Genomic DNA, 20,483 nt, shown 5'->3' with positions numbered 1-20,483 from the left:
GCAGGATCGATCAGGCGAACAGGTAGGGGTTGATCATCTGCCACGCGAGCGGCGATGTCAGCCCTGCCAACTCCACTTCCGGTTCATCGGCCTTGGTGCCGTCCATCGCGTACAGGCACGTCGGAGTACTCAGGAAGAGCAGGGATCCAGCGGGCGCCATCTGCTCGTCGACCGCGGCGAAAATGTCGAACACATTCATCGCCCAGGTTCCCTCAAGACCGGCCTTGCCAAATCCTGTGTCGTCGTGATCTCGGCATTCACTGGCGATGACGCGTTGCAGCTGATCGACATCACCTTGGTGTGCCAGACGAATGACGTCGGAGGGCAGGTGAAGTGGGCCGTCGAAAACATTCATGTGCGGCCCGAAAACCAGCCAACGCAGAATCAGTGAGGGAACTTCTTCCGGGTCGGAGCGGAACAGGTTCATCGAGTCACCCTCGGGCACGATCCACGTGACGTCCGTTGAAGAAATCCACACGGTGAGGGTGATCCGTTTGACGTCTTCCGACGGTGCGATGCGGGTCAGTTGAATCATGTGGGAACGCTGGAACAGACCGGCGAAGAGGCGTTCGGCACCGTCCGTCAGGGATTCCTCATCGCTGATGAACCCCAGGTCGACCAGATTCTTCCAGCCGTCTGAATTCGTGTCAGCTTTGCCGTCCAGCAAATCGGTTAGGGCTTCCCAATCGGCCTCGTTGAGAATTGCAGCTGATTCTTCCGGGTTAAAACGGCTCATTGTGGGTTCCTCAAGCTATTCGACATTTCAACAAACGTGTCGTACATCGGGTCAAATTCGCGTGTCGCGCATGTCAGGGTGGCGGTCAGTCCGGCCTCGCCGTTCACCCACAGCCACTGGCACGACGACACGGACAGATCTTCCATCATGTAGACCCCCATGCGGGCTACACCATTGAGGTGTTCGTTTTCCCATGCTGCGTTTTCCAGCACCAGGAATCCGGGGATAGATTCGACGAGTTGACGCAACGTGCCGTCGTACCAGTCGATCGGATCGTCCGAGCCGGTCGCGGCTTTCGTCACGACGAGGCTGGGGCGGAACCCTGATGCAGCTTCAGGACCAAGTGCGATCAGCGGGAAGGTGCTCTCAACTTCCTGGAGCATCTGCTGAGTCGGGCCTTCTTCCGGCACTTGCTGGGTGAATTGCGCTTTTTCTTCAGTGCTGAGTTCTTCCCAGTCTGCGGGAAGAGTGACGAACTCAGCGTCACTGCTCGTTGGACTCATCAATATCCTCCATCGCTTCGGTGGTTATTGTCGGACTTAAATTCTTGATGTTCGGGCTGGGTCAGGCGGGTCGGATCACTGTGGGAAGTAGTCGGATCACTGTGGGAAGGCGGGACGATACCTTCAGCAAAATGGCGATCGGCCGGGTACGAGCCCGGATCGACCTGAGTCAGGGCTTGCTGCTGACGTTTTTCCAACCGCTTCTCCGGATACATCGCGTCAGGCAGACGGAAGGGGATCACTGATATCAGCGCGACAACCATACAGGCCATTGCAACGATGACGATGATACGCATTCCCTGTTTGCTCATCCCCAGTGTTCCAGCAGTAAATGCAACTCCGAAAAGCAGGAACGCCAGACCGATGGCAGGAGTGGTGAGTGCTTCGGAGTTTTTCCACCATCCGAAGATGTTCCCAACTGAGCGGGCGAGTTTTCCGAGCGTGGAGTCTGAAAACATCGCAAGAGCCCATTGAGCCAGGATGAGGCCCCCAAACAGGAATGCCAGTGTGATCATCCAGAAGGTATCACTACTCGAAAAATCATCCATCGATTTCCTCATCCTCAGCTACAGAGCCTGTACTGCCGTGGCCGGAGCAGCGGCGGGACAACGCAAGAAGTGGTTTCGCCGTCAGTCCGCAGCCACATCCAAATCTTCGGCTCTCGTCAGATTACCTTGAGGTCACTACGCCTCGCAGCGTTAATCACCATGCACAACGCTCACACATCAGTATCGGTCTTGCTGGCGCTAATCGAACAGGCCGAAGGTAAAATCTGTTGCTTTTCCGCCAAGCCACTTACCGCCGGCACCACCCGCGACGCCACCGATGATGCCGCCAACGGCCGCTCCGATCGGTCCGCCAACAGCCATACCAATAGCTGCGCCACCCATCGCGCCAGCTTTGCCGCCAGCCCAGCCACCGCCGACTTCCAGCAGTGTTCGGGTTCCGGCACGTGCAACCTTTTCTCCGGTTCCCATATCAGGATTGAGCACACTGTCCGTCTTCCACTGGTCGTAAGCGGTGGTGCCAGCATCGACTGCGGTGAGCACACGCCCGGCATGCTTCGTGACCTTGCTGACTTTGTCGAGGATCTCTGGCGAATCTCCCCATCCCTTACCAAGGTTAACCTTGTCTTTAAATGTGTGGAACCGAACCTCTGGCGTATCTTTGAAATGCTTTCCGAGCCTCTTCGGATCGAACGTGGCACCGTTGAGCTTGAAGTTGATGCCCTTAATAAGCTTGACGGCATCGCAGGTGCGAGACTTCAGCATCTTCAGGAAGCCCAGCGTCGTACCGCCACCTGAGAACATCCCAGTGAAAGCCTTGACCAGCCAGTTGGCGGAAGTAACGGCACTGCATGCGTTCTGCAGCTCACTGTGAGCAACGTCCTCATCGCGGCGGACGATGCTCACCTCTCCCGCGAGGGTCGAATAGAGGGCCTGCTTTTCCATGTACTCAGTCCACGCCTGGATGAGAGTCGCATTCGTCACCGGATCCGCCGGAACCGGCAGCGGAGGCGGAGGCGGAGGCAGTTCGATTGAAGTCTTGGGGATAACAATCAGCTTGCCTGTTGCCGCCCGACCTTCAATGTCTTTGAGGCGGGTCTTACATGAACGAATCAACGTCACAAATGAGTCAACGGCACCAGCAAAAGTTTCGATCTCATCATGGATCTCCTGCGCTGATTTAGTGGCAGACTGGATAGCCGCGGACGCTTCAGCTGCCGTGTAGCCCACCAGCTCAGACTGCACGATGCTATTGGCCCGATCGAGGTCCTTAATACCGTCGTACACTTGGCCCCTGCCATGCAGGAGGACTCCACTCTTCCAGGAGGAGAGCGTTTCGGGTTCTATATCGAGCTTGGTGTCAATCATTTACCCATTCCTCCTGACTGGGGGTAGTAAACCCCGCCCTGGGGGTAAACCGAGGTAAGTTCGCTAAAGATTCGAGCTTCTGAAGCTTCGAAATTCTGATCAGCGGTCGACAGACTGCCACTCACCTTCGCTGTTCCATCAGCTAGGGCTTTCAGGCCTTCAGTAAACTTGCTCAGTACAGCATTCACACTTGCCGTGGACTTGCCAAAATCAGGCGGTGCCCCAAAATTCACTCCCGCGAACGTGCTGTTCGCCTCGTTCAATCGCCCTTGCGCTGCTTGCGACCGATCCTGCTTCCATTTCAGATCGCCCATACGATCCCCTTACATGTCTCATCGCAGATACGTCGTGACCAACGCGCCACGCCAACTCTTCGATTGCCGCACTTAGGTTAGGGATTCAGATTAAACAGTGGGTAAACAGAATGTGAGCAGTTTTCAGGCGCCCGTCACAAGCGGGTCGGCCGCCCTCGTCAATCACGCCAACACTGAGCGAGACCTTGCCGCGTCTGGCATCCACCGGGCTGCATAATCCACGTCCGCGGGCACCTCTCTCACGAGGAAGAACACACATCGACGCTCCTACCTCACGCGCGAGCGTTACGATTATTGAGGAGGGGGAACCGCAGGCCCTCACAGCCCAGTCCCCGACACGTCATAGTGAAATCGACCACATCAAAAACATCTACATCGAATCGGGCATTTCTGGCTTCCGCACTGGAATTTCACTATATGGACGGGCGTGAGAGCCGAAGACAGATCAACCTGGCACGCCCCGCCAGTGCTCCACCACGCAGCGACATGCCCTGTTAAGTGAACTAGCCCCTGAAAGTTGGACTGGTTTAATTCTAGGCGTTTAGGGCTTCAAGGCCGTAGTTGAATTCGCGGTTACCAGCACCCACCGCATCGTATTTCAAGTAGTTGAACACACTAGCCATCGGGTCAACAGTGCTATCTGTCCGGTTCGAGTGGTACACCATTTCGATTCATGAGCCCTGCGCAGCGTCGCCGTTGTCTAGAAGCAGCACGGCGTTCTTACCTTTTTCTTCACGAACGTTTGGATTGCCGTTGAGGGGTGATCCATACCGCGAACATTTTGGGGTTTGGAAGAGCCAAAGGGCTGCCCGGTGAAGTAGTCGTGGTCCACTAGGGTGCCATAAATGAAGGTTTTGGTTTTCAAAACAAAACAGGCAAGGTTACTTTTGTACTTTAACTTCACTTGAGATGCAGGTCTTACAAATTTGCGCTCGTACATATCACGGATTTGGCCGGGCGGAGCAAACAACGTTGTTTTGGTGCCTCACCGCAATTTCGTTCAGCACTGTTCGGACTATAGGAGAAATTGGCGACGGGGGTGAGACCGTTTAAGGTCTCACCCCCGTACTGTTATGCCGGTGTTTCGTCGGCTAGGCGATTAGTTCTCCTCGCCTTCTCGACGGCGTCGCACGAGCGCCAGGCCAAGGCCTGCTACGCCCATTACGGCTGCGATACCAACGAGTCCTCCTACCTGCGCGCCGGTGCGTGCAAGCTTAAACTTCTTGACTCCCGGCTCGGTGGTCATATCGCCAGCGGCAGACTTCTCAACGGTGACCGTCACGCGATCAATCTCGTTGCCGTTCTTGTCCTTGACGATAACTACGATCTTGTCACCAGGCTTAGCGTTGTCGTCGATGTCAACAACGAGGTTGCCGTCGCCATCGATTTTTGCCTTGCCGGGGCCGTCGGTGTCGACCGTCGTGCCGTCCTCAACAGGGCCGCCATCGTTCGGGATTACGACCTTGCCACCCGGTTCGCCAGAGCCGTCCTTCCAGTCCGGAGTCTTGGTGTCAGGTTCGCCAACCGCGACAGTGACAGTCACGTTGTCGGTGGTGCCATCAGGGTAGGTCACAACAACAGGAACATCAAACTCCTCAACAGTGTCCTTATTCAGCTTCGACCCATCCGGGAACGTAACCGTAATCTCACCAGTGTTCTCATCAATCGTCACTACATAGCCCTCAGGAGCCTTGTAATCACCAATCGAGAACTTCGAACCCTCAGGAACATCTACACCCTTACCATCCTTACCAGTAAAGGTCGGGGACGACTTGGTCTCCTTACCAGGAACAACCAACTTACCCTCATACGCAGGCTCGTATTCGTCTGATTCCTTGGTCACCAGAACAGTCCATGCGGACACATCGTTACCACCAGAAACTAGAACCACGTTGAAGTAGTCGCCCTTCTTGGCAGTCTCGGGGATATCAAAGGTGCAAGCTGCAACCTGAGCCTTGATGCCCTTGGACTGGTCAAGTTCACAGGTCTTTAAGACTGTGCCCTTGGAGTCACGCCACTCAACCTTCGAAGGCAGAGCTGACAGGTCACCGCTAAACGCAGGAGTAACCGTTACGCCAGGCGCAGCCGGCTTATCCGTTGCATTGTAGTCGGCGGTAATAGTGACCGGAGTGTACGGCATTATGCCGTACACTCCGGTCACTCTTACCCTAAGGCTCGCTACTACTCGTTTAGCGCTGGGAGTTTCGCCTGCGCATCGCGGTGAGGCCTGCGCCTGCCAGTAGCAACGCTGCGGCCGCTGCTAGTGTGCCCTCGACGCTCACACCGGTGCGGGCCAGTGATGAACCGCTCTGAACGCCCGACTTAGCAGACTTGCTGCCCTCAGTGCTCGGAGTAGTCACCTTGTCGCTTGGCGTCGTGCCCGGCGTTGTCTCACCTGGGTTGTCACCAGGTTGCGTCGGGTCAGACGGGTTAGCTGGGTCCGTCGGGTCACACGGGTTAGCTGGGTCCGTCGGATCTTCACAGACGCACTTGGTGCCAACGCGTAGCTTGCGCGTTGTCGGATCCTTGATGATCTTCTCGGACGTTTCCGGATCGCCTACCGGCTCTCCATTCTCGAGCTTCCAGGTCTTGGTGATTTCCTTCTCGCCGAATACACCGGCCTGGTCCTCAACAATCTTGCCAACTTCGAGGTTCGGATCGAACTCAATCTCAGTGTCATACGGAGTTTTCTCCGTGTGCTTGTCCGTCAACGTTGTCTGAGTCTTGGCAGGGCCAACCTCAACGATGTGCTTAACCGGATCGCTGATCTTCTCGGAGGAATCCTTCTTGGAGACCTCCCCGTTCTCAACATTCACCGTGACGGTGTGCTTGATCTCGCCCTGCTTGCCTTCCTGAACAACCTTGGTTTCACCAGGCTTCAGTTCAGGGTTGACCCGCACCTCGACCTCGAACGGAGTCTTTTCCGTCCACTCAACCATGGTTGAGGCAGGCTTGCCCTTGGTGCCGACCTTGATGATCTTCTTGACCGGCTCCGCCACGCGCTTGGTTTCGGTCTTGGTATCCACAACCTGCGAGTTCTCAATGGTCCGGGTAGTGGTTACCTTATCCTTGCCAAGAACACCTTCCTGCACGGTTTCCTGCTTGCCAGCATCCATCGTGTCATCGAATTTGATCTCGGTTTCGAACGGAACATCCACCTCGTATTCGGAGGTCTCAGTGCCGGTGGTCTTGGTGCCAACGCGAATGATCTGCTTGACCGGCTCTGCAGTGCGTTTGGTGTCGACCACTGGATCACCGTTCGGCTTTCCATCAACAAGCTTCTGCGTCGAGGTTACGGTGTCCTCGCCAAGCTTTCCTTCCTGGTCAACCTTCTGTTCACCAGCTGCCAGAGTGTCGTCGAAGACAACTTCAGTCTCAAACGGGACAGGCTTCTTCACCGTGGTGACCAGTTCGCTAGCACCCAAGCGTGGACCGTACTCAATGATGCGAGGCTTCGCATCCTTGGTGGTCTGTTCCTCTGCAACCTGAGCCTCGGAACCATTAGCGGTGAACTTAGCGGTGTAGGTCTTCTCGCCGTTCTCACCTTCCTGGACAACCCTTGTCTCACCAGGGGCTAGATCCGGGTTTTCGCGAACCTCGGTTGGGTACGGGATCGGAACCGTCCAGGTCACGTCCTTGGCGCTCTCAGCAGGCTTGGTACCGACGAGGACAACCTCGTTGACCGGCGCCTTGGTGCTCTCCCACGTGCCCTCCGCGTTCATCTTCTCAGCGCCAGGCACGCCCTTAGTTTCAACCTTGTACTCGCCGGCAGGAATGGTGTCGTCGTACTTGTACTCGACCTTGAACGGGACTTCACGCTCCGGAACTTTAACAACGTTGACCACAGCGGATGTGACGTCCTTAGAACCGTCCTCATAAGTCACGGTTACGGGAACCTTGACCTGGTCGCCCGGCTTCGCGGTCTTAGGCGCGGTGGAGATGACGTGGCCATCTTTATCCAGGCTAACGATCCAGTCGCCGTTATCAGTCTTCAGCGTGTAGGTCGGGTTGCCAAACTCGTTCGTGTCGCCGGTCGGAGTGATGTGCTCCGGTAACGGAGCAATCTCGTAAGGCTTGTTCTCAGCAACCTTGATGTCTTCCGGCTTTTCGATTGCCAGCGGCGATGTCACCGTGTCGCCCGGGTACACCGTCTTCGGCGGGATAACCGGGTTGGACTCCCAGTTGTTCATCAACTTCACCACTGTGGTTACAGGAACCTCGGTGGTCAGACCGCCAGGCGCATTCACCTTGACAGTAACGGTGTTCTTGTCACCCGGCTTCGAATTGGCCGGCGGAGTGGAGGAAACCACACCGGTATTAGGATCGATAGTGTACTTCCAGCCGTTATCCGTGGTCTGCGTCAGCACGGGCTTGCCGTCCGCGTAGCCGAACGAGAACGTGGAGCCGTCTGGAGCACCATCAACATGGTGGTCGACGGCCTGATTCGGCCCGGTCACCTGGACGTCGTATGACGCTTTCAAGTCACCCTTGATGACGACGACAGTGCCTACAACCGTCTGCGGCTTCTGCTTGCCTTCCTCACTGTAGTGGGCCTGGACGGGAACGTTCAGGATGTCGCCTTCCTGCGCTCCCTTCGGAATCGTGGTTGTGATCTCGCCAGTCTTCTCGTCGACGTAAACGGTCCATGTCTTACCGTCCTTGCTGGTAAGAGTGGTTTCGTTCGTGCCGTCTTCGAAGGTGTAGCGCTGCGGCGCCTCATCTGACGTGTTACCACTCAGACCGCGCTCCGGGATTTCCGGAATAAGGCTGACGTTCGCGTTTGGCTGCCCCGTAACCGTGTCATAGTTCGGGATCTTGATGTCCATGATCGCCTGGAACTGGACCTCGATCTCATCCGTGGTCTGGTCCGGGTAGGTAGCTTTGAGCTTCGGCGTAATAACCGTGCCCGGGACAACGGTGTCATCTGCCTTCGCGGTGACCTTACCGGTCTCATCGACGGTCACGGTCCAGCCGGCTGGAATGGTGGCTGGGTCGATCTCGAACTTGGCCGGGTGGACAGGCTTGTGGCCCTTCATGATGGATCTAGTGCCCACCTGGGACGTGATTTCCTGGTTGAGTTTGCCCTTGGACAGGCCCGGGCGTACCAGGTCGGTCACCTGCGTGTTGTTCGGATCAACAACTACCATAAGCTGTAGCACGTCAGTGGAGCCGTTAGAGTACTCCACCGTGATCTTCGGCTGCGCGAAAGCACCCGGTTTCGGGTTCTCTGGAGCAGTGACGGTGACGTTGTAGTCACCGTCCATCTCAACGGTCCAACCCTCATAGACGTACTTCTCGTCCAACTCGACCTTAGCCTCGAAGCCGCCGTCAGCCTTCTTCTTTTTCAGTTCCTTAATCAGATCAGGGGTCTGGGTGAAGACGACCTTCTGCGGCGCAGTAGCCAACGGGCCAGTTTCGCTATCGACGCCAGAGATGATGGAGGCATCGGTCTTGTCATACTGCGGATTGTGATACTCGGTGTCGTCCAGAGAGAACGCCTTGGAGTCGATGACGTTTGCCTTGTTGTAACGGCTCAGCGAGTTGGAGCTTTCGAACGCTTTAGGTTCTCCATCCGGGTCGTTGTTTTCGCTAGCAGCTTGCAGCTGGTCCACGCTACGCGGCTTTGCCAGAACGGAGAAGTTCACGTTCTTGTCAGTGGCCAGGCCCGTACCGCGGTACTCAGGCCAGGTGAAGAAGATCTCGCCGGTCGTTTCGTCGATACGCGGGTTCTGAGTACCACCGGACGCCTCCGTGTCCGAGGTGCCGATGAATTTGCCGTTGCCGTCGTAGGCCTCCACGACCATACGGGACATTGAGTCATCCATACCCTGGCCGCTCACAGCCGGGATGTTGATCTTACCGACCTTGGTCTCTTCGCCTGGGACGATCACGTGCTTCTCAAAGCTTTCCCAAGACACCGTAATCGGGTTACATTCGATGTTCTCGCTTGGCCACGGATTCACAACTGCGGAGAAATAAACACTGCTGCCTTTCGTCGCTTTGGCACCACCTGGCGAGGTATTTTCCTGCGTGTAGTCACTCTTCCACGCGTAGCGCACGGGATTTTCGGAACTAGCCTGCGCGTACTGACTTACCTTATCTTCCGTCAAGTCCGCTACAAGCACAAGGGCCCTTTGAGCCCCTTTTCCGGTAATCTGAATGTCTTCATCGGCCTTGTGGGTAACCAACCCATCACCGTCGAAAAGGACCTCGCCAGCGTCCAGAGAAGACACAGGAGCCGCATTCAAAAACGCGGAGAGGCGACCCGAATTAGTAAAAATCCAATCAGCGAACGTGCGGTCCTTCGAGTTATCGAAGGAAAGACTCAATCCCCAAGCGGTCTTAGAAGGGCTGGTGGCGCTCGGTTCCAATGTATTCCAAGTGAAGCCTGCCTGCCTGCCAGACGGGGCCGAGTCTTCAACAACACATGAACCGGCCGGCAAGTCGGAGGCCAGCTGAGCATCCTTCTCAATCGCTCCGGATTTTTCGCGGATGCCGCCGGTAAATGGTGCCGCAGCAGCTGACTGCGGGGCGATAAAGCTTGGTGCAACTCCAAGCGCGCTTCCTACCAAAGCTACGACTGATAGCGTAACCCAAGAAAGACGCAAAGCGCGTTTTGGTTCGGTGGCGGGTTGTCGCATACGCATGTATTTTCCTTCCTCCAACTAGTCCTGGGACATTCCGGAAGTCTCAATGGCCCCAATGAAGTCAGTATTGTCTTGTGGCCGCCCATATACTCCGACGCACTATGACTTCGTTCTCGTCCGTGGGGCACCCGTATACTATACCATTCGCGGACAACGGCTTTACAGGCGAGTGTATACATTATGCAGGCGATATTACGCACTGTATGGGACGAATAGCCTATTGACCTCTGTCCCGGTAGCACGCCTGTGGTTTGAGGTTTTATGTGAGTACGGGGGTGAGACCGTTTAAGGTCTCACCCCCGTACTGTTATGCCGGTGTTTCGTCGGCTAGGCGATTAGTTCTCCTCGCCTTCTCGACGGCGTCGCACGAGCGCCAGGCCAAGGCCTGCTACGCCCATTACGGCTGCGATACCAACGAGTCCTCCTACCTGCGCGCCGGTGCGTGCAAGCTTAAACTTCTTGACTCCCGGCTCGGTGGTCATATCGCCAGTGGCAGACTTCTCAACGGTGACCGTCACGCGATCAATCTCGTTGCCGTTCTTGTCCTTGACGATAACTACGATCTTGTCACCAGGCTTAGCGGGTCTGCTGAGGGTTTGGTTGACGTCTAGCTTGTTTCGCTGGGGCGGGGCAGGGAAGGATGTTGATTATGTCGAAGTTGTATTCAGAGCAGTTCAAAGCTGATGCTGTGGCGTTGGTGGAGTTTGGGGTTGCTCGCCGTCAGGTGTGTGCTGATTTGGGGATCTCGCGTTCCTCGTTGCAAAAATGGATTACTGATGCGAGGTTGCAGGCATCAGGGGATGCAACCGTGTGCTGATCCGGTAGTGGCTAAAGAGATGAGCCAGGCTTTGAAACGGATTCGCGAGTTGGAGATGGAAAACGAAGTGCTACGTGCCGCGGCGGCGTACCTGTCTCTAGAGGTGATTCGCCCAAAAGGGTCTTCCCGACCGTGGAAAAGCTGATCAAGGCGGGTAAGGCGACCTTGACGGTAGCGGCTCGGGTACTGGGGTTTTCCCGCCAAGCATTTTATAAATGGGCTGCTAAGCCAGTTTCGGACAGGCAAGCCCAAGAAGTAGAGCTTATAGACAAGATTCGCCAGATTCACAGTGACGATCCTGAATTTGGTTACCGCCTGATAGCAGACGAGCTCCATGATCAAGGGATAGAGATTTCTGAGCGTCGAGTATGGCGTTTGTGTTCTCATGCTCAGGTGTTCTCGGTGATCGCTAGGCGTAAGCTGCGTGGGAAGAAGTCGGGTGCTCCAGTACATGATGACCTGTTACAGCGTCACTTCCACGCTGATGCGCTCAACGTTGCGTGGGTTACAGATATTACGGAGCATTGGACCAAAGAGGGCAAGCTGTATCTGTGTGCGATCAAAGACCTGTGCTCGCGAAGAATCGTGGGCTATGCGACCGGTGGGCGAATGAAATCACGCCTCGTGGTGGCGGCGCTCGATGATGCGATGAGGAAACGAGGCAATCCCCATGGCGTAATCGTTCACTCTGATCGTGGCTCGCAATTTCGTTCTAGAATATTCCGTGCCGCGCTGAAATCTTACGGCGCGAGGGGATCTATGGGCAGAGTTGGAGCGTGTGGGGATAACGCTGCGATGGAATCTTTCTTCGCTCTTGTACAAAAGAACGTTCTTGATCGTGGCTCTTGGAACAGGCGCCGTGAATTATCTGCCGCGATCACTCACTGGATTGAACGGACATATCACAGGAAAAGACGGCAACGAGCACTGGGTAAATTGACACCAATCGAATACGAAACAATCATGGAACCAGCCGCATCCCTTGCGGCCTAAAAATCAGAAGGAAAACTGTCAACCAAACCCTCAGCAGACCCCTGGTATTGGAATCCTTGGTCGGTGTGGACTACCAGACCCGGGCCCGGCTTAGCCTTGTTCAAAGCCTTGCGGAGACTGGTGTTGGTCAGTTCAAGATTGGCTGTTTTCCCGACCGTGTAGGAAACGACTGAGTGATCGAACAAGTCGATGATTGGTGAGAGATAGATCTTGGACGATCCGAGACGGAACTCGGTAACGTCAGAGACCCATTTTTGGTTCGGGCTAGTAGCAGTGAAGTCGCGGGCTAACACGTTTGGGGCAATGGTCGATAGTGTGCCTCGGTAAGAGTTATAGCGTTTCTTCTGACGGACCAGGCAGGTCAGTCCTTCACGCTTCATAAGCTTGGCGACGAGTTTACGAGAGACCACCAGACCCTGGCGGTGTAGGGCGAGTCGGATCCTACGGTGACCATACCGACCGCCCGAAGCTTCAAAAATTGTTCTGATCTTGGCTCGAAGATCAGCATGTTTATCTGGCTGTCCTAGGCGGGCTTGATGGTAGTAGAACGTTGATCTGGCCAATCGCGCTACCCGCAAAAGAACATCGAGATCATGGTGGGACTTGAGTGTAACGATTACTCGAGCTCGGTCTATTGCTCGTTGTTCATCAAGTCCCTTAATGCTTTTAGGTAAGCGTTCTCCGCTTCTAAGTCCCTGATCCGTTGTTCAAGTTCCTCAGTTTGAGATAACACCCTGGGACCGGTCTTAGGTCGCCTGCCCTTAGGCTTAGGGCGCAAGCCGTCTTCGCCTTGGTCGCGATAGATCCGCACCCAGCTCGTCACCACGTTGACAGAAGCCAATCCCAAGTCCTGCGTGATACTCATCCGGGTCTCGCCGGCCAGAAAGCGTTGAACAGCATCACGTTTGACTTCAAAGGTAAAAACTCGCTTATGTGACTTATTCACAAGAACAAGCCTGCCATGAATACGCCACCGATTATAGAAACGATCGCACGGCTTGAAACTCAAGCCAAGGCAAGAAGCAGCCGCTGCGGCACCACACCCCTGCTCAAACAAAGCAACTAAACGCGTCTGATCAGACTCAGTCAATGAAGATAAAGAAGAAACCATGAAAATGTCCCCCGAAAAAGAAACTGAATAATCCAGTCCAACTTCCGGGGGACACTTCATAAGCGACATGCTCCATTAAAGGCCACGCGGCCTGCGTACTCAGTACAATGGTGGCGCTACCTGCCGCTGGCAGGCTGCGCATCAAACAGTGAGGATTGACGCCATGAAGAACGCCTTGGGTTTCGGTTTAGGGACGCTGGGGCGCGACATGATGTACGGAATGGTGTCGATGTACCTCATGTTCTACCTCACCGACGTCCTAGACCTGTCCACCGGTGCGCTCGCAGCGGTCACCGTCGTACTGGTGCTCATGCGGATCTTCGACGCCGTGAATGATCCGTTTATGGGTTACGTCGTCGACAATACGCGCACGCGGTGGGGCAAATTCAAACCGTGGATCACGATCGGCGCATGCGGATGGTGCATTGGCACGGTGCTGCTGTTCACCGACTGGGGGGTGCGAGGCTGGCAATTCATCACGCTGTTCATCGTGGTCTACCTGGTGTTCGAGGTCGCCTACACGATGAACGATATCTCCTACTACGGGATGATGCCGTCGCTGACCCGTGACAAGGCTGAGCGTGAACGCATCGGAGTGGTCACACGTATCTGCGCGAACATTGGCCTGTTCTCCATCGTTGTCGGCATCGTGCCGGTGACTCAGTGGCTCACAGGTGTGCTGGGGGATGCGCAGCGTGCCTGGCAGCTGCTGGCGATCGTGCTGTCGATCATTGCGATCGCTTTCCAGTCCATCACGCTGATCTTTGCGCACGAGACCGTGCATGTGAAGTCGGAGTCGACGCCGCTGCGCGAACTCGTCAGCGTCATCTTCAAGAACGATCAGCTGCTGTGGGTGTCGCTGACGTTCCTGCTGTATATGTCCGGCTACACCCTGCTGACCAGCCTGGGCCTGCATTACTTCAAGTACCTGGTGGGAGACGAAGGCAAGTACCCGGTTTTCGCGCTGGTTCTGGGCGTGACCCAGTTGGGCACGCTGCTGGTATTTCCCTTGATTTCTGCCCGCATGCCGAGGCGACAGGTCTTCACCCTGGGGTGCGGCGCTTCCGTCGTGGGATACGTGGTGTTCATCTGTGCCGGCAGCAACATGGCCGTCATTTTGTGCGCCGGGTTGTTCCTGTTCTTCGGGGAGGCACTGTTCCAGGTGCTGCTCATGATGTACATCGCGGACAGTGTGGAGTACGGCGAATGGAAGCTGGGGCGGCGCAACGAGTCCATTACTTTTTCCCTGCAGCCCTTCATCTATAAGCTGTCCGGTGCAATTTCTTCGGGCCTGATGGGTATCTGCCTGATCTGGTCGGGTGTGGAGAGCGCCACCAGTTCTGCCGATGTCACCGAGTCGGGCACGTGGATTTTCCGGCTGTTCATGATGGTCGTCCCCCTGATTTTGACCGTCGCGGCGTTCCTGGTGTTCCGGCACGGCTATCGCATTGACGAAGCCACATACAGCTCAATTGTCGCAAGCCTGCAAGACAGTGAAAGAACCAGCACACCCAAGGAGGAAGCACGATGACCCGACACCCTGTGCGCACCCTCGGTGATGTGTACGACCACCCTGTTGGACGCGACGTCCTGGACAAGATCGCGTTGCAGATTGGAGTGTCACCCTCGTTCATCGTGAACCCGCTGACGCGCCGGCTCCCATTGGCGGTTCTGGATCGCGTGGCTGGGCGAGCAGCGCCGGGGCTGGTCGCGGCGCTCACGGATTTGTTGGAGATGAATCCCGACCGGCTCGATGATACTGACACTCACACCGAGGGGCAGTCCGAGCCCCTCTGGTGGCAGGGCGCCGTGTTCTACCAGATCTATCCGCGCAGTTTCGCAGACTCGAACGGCGACGGGATCGGTGATCTGCGCGGCATCATCGGCAAACTTGATTACCTTCAAACACTGGGCGTCGACTGCCTGTGGCTCTCCCCCATCTTCGATTCACCTAACGACGATATGGGCTATGATGTACGCGATTATCGCGCAGTCATGGATCTGATGGGGTCGATGGAGGATCTGGACGAGCTCATCGAACAGGTTCACGCGCGCGATATGCGCATTATTTTGGACCTGGTTGTCAACCACTCCTCCGCCGAGCACGAATGGTTCCAGGAAGCGCTGCGGGATCCAGACGGCGACAAGGCAGCGTACTACTTCCTGCGTGAAGGCGCTCCCGACGCGCCGCCCAACAACTGGGTGTCGTTCTTTTCCGGGTCGGCCTGGCGCTGGTTTGATGACATCAAGCGTTGGGGCATGCACCTGTTCGCACCCTCGCAAATGGATCTGAACTGGGACAATCCTGCGGTTCGTCGCGAAGTTGCCGACATTGTGCAGTTCTGGCTGGCTCGAGGCATCGACGGTTTCCGCATGGATGTCATCAACTACATTTCGAAAACCGCGGGCTTGCCCAATGGCGTGCCGGCAGTGGGTGAGCTGGTCGGATTCACCGGCATTGAGCGCTACTTCATCGGGCCTCACCTGCACGATTATTTGCGTGAGCTCCGTTCGGCCGGTTTCACACGACCGGACGGCTCCCACGCCCTCATGGTGGGTGAAACACCCGGTATCGGCATCGAGGTAGGTCGTCTTCTGACCAATCGGCAGCGTCGCGAGATGGATCTGATCTTCAACTTCGACGTCCTTGAGCCGCCCGGAAAGATCCGCTGGGATGACTACCGCTATCCCCCCGCCTATTTCCTGGATTTCTATCTGCGCTACCTGCGCCGTCTGGGACCCGATGACCAGATGGCGATTTTCGCGGAGAATCACGATAATCCGCGCATCGTCAGCAAGATCACCCTCGATCCGCGCTGGCGCGGCGCGGCGGCCAAACTGATAGCCACGATTTCACTGACCCTGCCCGGCACGCCCTTCATTTTCCAGGGGCAGGAGCTCGGCGCAGTCAACCAGGATTTCACCAGCCTCGACCAACTTCGCGACGTCGAATCACTGAACTATTTCCGTGAACTCATCGACGGCGGTGCGACCCGCGACGAGGCATGGGATCGCATCCTCGCTGGTTCACGCGACCATGCGCGCGTCCCCATGCGCTGGACTGACGAGGGTGGCTTCACGACTGGCCAGCCGTGGATTACGGGGACCGACATGGAGGCGGGATGGAGCGCCGCCGAGCAGCTGGACGATGAGCATTCGGTTCTGAACTTCTACCGCTATCTAATCAGTGTGCGCCAGTACTTTGCACACGATGACTTCACGCTGCTCACACGCAGCGGACACTATGCGGCGTGGACGCGCGGACACTACCTGGTTGAGGTCAACTTGTCAGAGCGAACGATCAGGCGTCCCCTGAGCGTGAGACGGATGCCCGGCCGAACGGTGATGACATCACTGGGATCAACGGTTAGGAGCGAACGCCCTCGTCCCGATGAGTTGCCGCCGTACGGGGTGCTGATCCGCCTGCTCGACTAGCGCTCAGGAGCGATCCGCGATCCGGCACGTAGGCGCCTGCGCCCCGAACCCGCGACGGCAGTAACTTTCGATCCTGTGCGGTTCCCCGACGCAACTCCGCCTCCGCCGCGGCTATGCACATACCCCTAGATTTACACCCCTGGCGTGCACATACCCCTAGATTTATACGCGCTTTGTGCACATACCCCTAGTTCTAAGGCCTTGTATGCACATACCCCTAGATTTAAGACCTCGAGCCGCGAGCAGTGAAATCCGTACACACTCTGACCAGCAGAAATAGAAAAATGCCATAACGAGGAGCCGTTAGATCTAGGGGTATGTGCACGCAAGCACTACTTTTTAGGGAGATGTGCACGAGGCGGAGATGATCACGCCACGCTGGTGCCATAAGCGGCCCGGTCCCAATCTGCAACCGACTCAACCGCAGGGCGGGGATACTCTCGACGACCTCCGTCACAGAGCAAAGGACATTGCGCGCGACACGGTCGGGTGCACAAAGGTGAAGCCAGCTTCTTCCAGGACGCGCGCATGCACACGCTGGTCGGCCATCAGTAAGGAATCGGCGGCATCACGCGTGAGCGACATGCGCAGCGCCCACTTCGGAACCGGGAGCCAGAAGGGGCGGCTCAGCCGATCAGCCAGCTCAGAGCCAATGTCATTCATGGTTGCCATTTCGGGCGCCGTCAGGTTGATCGGTCCGCCAAGGCGTTGGTCGATCACGCATCGCAATGCGCGCACCTCATCAATCAGAGAGATCCACGGAATATGCTGCTGGCCATCTCCCAGTGGCCCACTCACGCACAACTTCGTCAGAGGAATCAGCGGTTTCAACAGGGCTTCACGGTGGATGATCGAGGATGTGCGGCACCTCGCCACGGTCGTCACGTCTTCAGACTGGCGCGCTTCGTCTTCCCACGCGCGACAAATCGACGCCAGATAGGTGTCACCGCTACTCGACTCTTCATCAAGTTCTTCACCGGGACGATCCCCATAAATACCCACGGCCGATCCGGCCACGAACTGCGGCGCACCCTGCCCGATCTGCGCCAATGCCTGAGCAACAGTGCGGGTGGGATCCACACGCGAATGCAGCAGCGTCTCACGGTACCGTTTCGTCCACGGGAAGGACGCGATGCTCGCGCCGTTCAATGTGACAACGGCTCGAGCACCCTCGATCACGCGAGGGTCAAGCGGGGCTGAGCTGGGTGCCCACTGTACTTCGTTGGCGGTGCGCGCCGGACGCCTGACCAGCGCAATCACCCGGTACCCGTCTTCGTGCAACGATCGCGACAAGGTTCGACCGATCAGGCCTGACGCGCCGGCAACAACCACAGTTTCCTGTACCATCAGTGCTCACGCTACACGACGGTTCGTGCTCGGTGGCGACGATCGACCACGCGACTTAGACGCGCGCTGCGATAATGACCCCATGACTTCACAGCCCCTTCTCCACGCCGACGGAAGGCCTCCGCGTCCTGATTGTCGATGACGTGGTCTCTCTGGCCGACCTGCTCTCCTCGGCACTGCGATACGATTGGTTCCTACGCATACGCTCCTACGTGAACTCACACTCTGCAATACTTACAGTTCATTTACTTTTCAAACGATCGATAATAAGGAAATTCTCTCCAGAATCTGCGCAGACTGGTATAATTTTTCTGCATCCCATCTAGACCTGATGACATTCAGTGCGGGTTTTCACAGACGCCCTCGTCACTGCACATGGACGATAAGACGCCGTGGCGCTTCACACACGATGCCCATCGGGTGCAATGGGACTCAACAGATTCTTTAACTCAACTGTGAGCGCCCGACTATCCCGTCTCGTGCTCACTGACCTACGACGTTGCGATGCCAGCAGTCGGCAACGCAACAGGCGAAAGGGCTGAAAACGCCATGAAATCTCACTTCACAGTGCGTGCCAGAAAAGTCGCGGCGCTGCTCGGGGCGTCGATCGTAGCTGCCACAGCGTTTGTTGTACCGGTACAGCAGAGCAGCCAGGCTGCAGAGCGACCATTCCCTAGTTATGAGCTGTCGTACCAACGCATCGTTGGACAGAAAGATCCAAATTTCAATCCTGAGACCGATGAGGGTGACGGATGCATTCACTCAGCAAATCCGGAGCTGGCGCCCCTCCCCTTCTTTGGCTTCGAATCGGCCGCCATCAACCAGTGTGACGGCATGCGCGTAAAAGTTCGGTGGTTCTACGACAAGAGCCTTGATTCCGAAACTACTGCTCCTACGCTCGAATTCCGCTTCGGCACGACGTGGCAGTACACGCAGGTCGATAATCCCGATTCCAATGCGTATATCTGGAAGCCCGTGGAGAATTTCCTCTACGACGGGCAGCCAACCGACATTTATAAGGCCGACGATCCGGTGGTCAAGGACAGCAACGGCAATTTTGTGCGTATGCACAACGGCAAGGGGTTCTACGAGCCTATTCACTTTGTCTTTGAAGACACCTTCGGCCCGGGCGTTGAGCACACCATGCAATACGACGTCTATTTGCCGTACAACGCTGACTGGGGCGGCATGACTTTTGGCACCGGGTCCACGGGCGACACACACGGCGGATCGATCGGCGCGAAGGCGAACGGTATGACTGTGCCGATCGCTGCGAGCATGGATGTACGCTACGTCCTCGACTCCGAGTATCGTGCAGCTCGTGGTTTTCCTCAGGCATCCAGCAGCCCGACCGATGAATCCCAGTCGGCAGGTCTTCCGAACGAAATTGCCGGCAAAGACGAAGTATTGAAGAACCAGTATACGGCACGCCCACAAGCCGGATGGGGTGGCCAATTCGAGGGCTCAACCTACACAACGCTTGACTGCCTTGAAGGTCAGCAGCTTACCGAGCTTGCCAATTCAGTGCCGATCAACAAGATTTACCCGAACCTGAATTCTGACGCGGCTGTTCCGCTCGAGGCAGCGCCGGGTACTGCGTTCTTCGCACGATATCCCTACCAGTATTACCTCACCGGCGGACGGACGTGGGATTCCCTTTCGGGGCAAAGGTACATGAATCTCAATTCTGAGACAGGGGAATTTGAGCCATTCACCGATAAAGATGGTAATCAGCTTGTTTTCCCATATAGGCCGACGCCGCAGTCCCTCATTGCCGACATTCCGGGATACAAGTATGTCGGCTTCGACCTGCCGACGATGAAAGACGGCGCATATAAGGGCCTGACCAGTAAAGGTTATCCTGAATACCAGGACGGCCCGAACGTGGCGTCCAGATATCACAAGTCGAATGAAAAGACTCAGCACTTCTACTACACCTATGAGAAGATCAAGGGAGCCTTCAACTTGTCGAAGGTGAGCACGCTCGATAAGACTCCCATTGCCGGAGCTGAGTTTGAGCTCTACCAGGTTATCGATCCCACGGTCAGTGCCTGCGGCGTGCAACCGGATCTGACCGATACGAGTACGGTGAATATCTGCCCGCTCAAGAACGGCGCTGAAAACACTGCCCCCGAGTGCAGCAAGACGGTTCGCCGCATCACTTTGGACAACATGACTGATGGCAAGATCATCACTGACGCTGAGGGCGCTTATGCGGCACCTGAACAGTCACTGGCGTCTGATGCCACCTACCTGCTCAAGGAGGTCGCTGTTCCCGATCCCTACCGCATCGACAACGCGTGGACGCAGTTCAATGTTCCGTTGCAGACATCTGACGACCAGACTGTGTCGACCCCGACGGTGACAGTCAAGAACCCCGAATCGGTTCCTCCGCCGGAAGTGCCTCCAACACCGCCGACGAAGACCCCGCCCACAAAGATCGTCCTGTCGAATACAGGCGCCAACGCTGCAGATCTTGCGACTGCGTGCGTCGCCCTGATGGCTGCAGGTGGCGCGACGCTGACGCTTCGCCGCCGCTCGTCCAAGTAGCTGTTGCCGAGGGCGTCGTCAACTGACCGCCCCTCAACGGCATCGCTCAATATCCGCCGGGTTCGTTACCTTCACGGTAGCGAGCCCGGCTTTCATATCTGCAGATCATGATTCGTAGCTTCTGGAGGTCACACATCCGCACAATGCGCCCCACAC

14 protein-coding genes and 1 pseudogene are annotated in these 20,483 nt (G+C 56.5%); 4 read left to right on the top strand and 11 right to left on the bottom strand.

Annotated features, from left to right (window positions below; all coding sequences use genetic code 11):
- Positions 1–10 precede the first annotated feature (10 nt).
- The 8 genes from AC1EJZ_RS01955 to AC1EJZ_RS01920 form a co-directional block, all read right to left on the bottom strand.
- A complete protein-coding gene (locus AC1EJZ_RS01955; protein ID WP_285016335.1) occupies positions 11–736 on the bottom strand; it encodes a hypothetical protein in 726 nt (241 codons plus the stop codon).
- The gene (locus AC1EJZ_RS01950) at positions 733–1,239 is read right to left on the bottom strand and encodes a hypothetical protein (RefSeq protein ID WP_070727900.1); all 507 of its coding nucleotides are present in this window, start codon (positions 1,237–1,239) and stop codon (positions 733–735) included. The genes AC1EJZ_RS01955 and AC1EJZ_RS01950 overlap by 4 nt, the downstream gene beginning before the upstream one ends.
- On the bottom strand, positions 1,239–1,787 hold the full coding sequence (locus AC1EJZ_RS01945) for an MFS transporter (RefSeq protein WP_070727903.1): 549 nt from the start codon (positions 1,785–1,787) through the stop codon (positions 1,239–1,241). The genes AC1EJZ_RS01950 and AC1EJZ_RS01945 overlap by 1 nt, the downstream gene beginning before the upstream one ends.
- Positions 1,788–1,985: 198 nt before the next feature.
- On the bottom strand, positions 1,986–3,113 hold the full coding sequence (locus tag AC1EJZ_RS01940) for a hypothetical protein (RefSeq protein ID WP_285016337.1): 1,128 nt from the start codon (positions 3,111–3,113) through the stop codon (positions 1,986–1,988).
- On the bottom strand, positions 3,110–3,427 hold the full coding sequence (locus AC1EJZ_RS01935; RefSeq protein WP_070727911.1) for a hypothetical protein: 318 nt from the start codon (positions 3,425–3,427) through the stop codon (positions 3,110–3,112). Before AC1EJZ_RS01935 ends, AC1EJZ_RS01940 begins: the two co-directional genes overlap by 4 nt.
- A 1,099-nt stretch (positions 3,428–4,526) precedes the next feature.
- Complete coding sequence (locus tag AC1EJZ_RS01930; protein WP_480293857.1) at positions 4,527–5,588, bottom strand: YPDG domain-containing protein; 1,062 nt, start codon at positions 5,586–5,588, stop codon at positions 4,527–4,529.
- Between the two features lie 28 nt (positions 5,589–5,616).
- Complete coding sequence (locus tag AC1EJZ_RS01925) at positions 5,617–10,074, bottom strand: G5 domain-containing protein (protein ID WP_480293856.1); 4,458 nt, start codon at positions 10,072–10,074, stop codon at positions 5,617–5,619.
- A 335-nt stretch (positions 10,075–10,409) separates the two neighbouring features.
- Entirely contained in the window at positions 10,410–10,592 is a 183-nt protein-coding gene (locus tag AC1EJZ_RS01920) for an LPXTG cell wall anchor domain-containing protein (RefSeq protein WP_480293855.1), read from the bottom strand.
- A 131-nt stretch (positions 10,593–10,723) separates the two neighbouring features.
- Between AC1EJZ_RS01920 and AC1EJZ_RS01915 the strand changes: the two are divergent.
- Positions 10,724–11,884: pseudogene (locus AC1EJZ_RS01915) on the top strand (IS3 family transposase).
- Here AC1EJZ_RS01915 and AC1EJZ_RS01910 read toward each other — a convergent pair.
- Together AC1EJZ_RS01910 and AC1EJZ_RS01905 are read right to left on the bottom strand one after the other, a co-directional pair.
- Positions 11,881–12,519 (bottom strand): IS3 family transposase, encoded by a 639-nt coding sequence (locus AC1EJZ_RS01910; RefSeq protein WP_480293947.1) that lies wholly within the window; start codon positions 12,517–12,519, stop codon positions 11,881–11,883. The pseudogene AC1EJZ_RS01915 and the gene AC1EJZ_RS01910 overlap by 4 nt on opposite strands.
- Positions 12,516–12,995 (bottom strand): helix-turn-helix domain-containing protein, encoded by a 480-nt coding sequence (locus AC1EJZ_RS01905; RefSeq protein WP_480293854.1) that lies wholly within the window; start codon positions 12,993–12,995, stop codon positions 12,516–12,518. Before AC1EJZ_RS01905 ends, AC1EJZ_RS01910 begins: the two co-directional genes overlap by 4 nt.
- Before the next feature lie 163 nt (positions 12,996–13,158).
- Between AC1EJZ_RS01905 and AC1EJZ_RS01900 the strand changes: the two genes are divergently transcribed.
- Positions 13,159–14,526 (top strand): glycoside-pentoside-hexuronide (GPH):cation symporter, encoded by a 1,368-nt coding sequence (locus AC1EJZ_RS01900; protein WP_480293853.1) that lies wholly within the window; start codon positions 13,159–13,161, stop codon positions 14,524–14,526.
- Positions 14,523–16,430 (top strand): alpha-glucosidase, encoded by a 1,908-nt coding sequence (locus AC1EJZ_RS01895; protein WP_480293852.1) that lies wholly within the window; start codon positions 14,523–14,525, stop codon positions 16,428–16,430. Before AC1EJZ_RS01900 ends, AC1EJZ_RS01895 begins: the two co-directional genes overlap by 4 nt.
- A 453-nt stretch (positions 16,431–16,883) precedes the next feature.
- Here AC1EJZ_RS01895 and AC1EJZ_RS01890 read toward each other — a convergent pair whose 3' ends face one another.
- A complete protein-coding gene (locus AC1EJZ_RS01890) occupies positions 16,884–17,777 on the bottom strand; it encodes a TIGR01777 family oxidoreductase (protein WP_480293851.1) in 894 nt (297 codons plus the stop codon).
- Positions 17,778–18,326: 549 nt separating this feature from the next.
- Here AC1EJZ_RS01890 and AC1EJZ_RS01885 point away from each other — a divergent pair.
- Positions 18,327–20,327: a SpaA isopeptide-forming pilin-related protein gene (locus AC1EJZ_RS01885; RefSeq protein ID WP_480293850.1), complete on the top strand. Its 2,001-nt coding sequence runs from the start codon at positions 18,327–18,329 to the stop codon at positions 20,325–20,327.
- Positions 20,328–20,483: the final 156 nt, after the last annotated feature.

The sequence above is a fragment of the Pauljensenia sp. C0170B5 genome, assembly GCF_056590195.1.
Note: the sequence above shows the minus strand (reverse complement) of the source record. Positions and strands in the feature narration are given on the sequence as shown.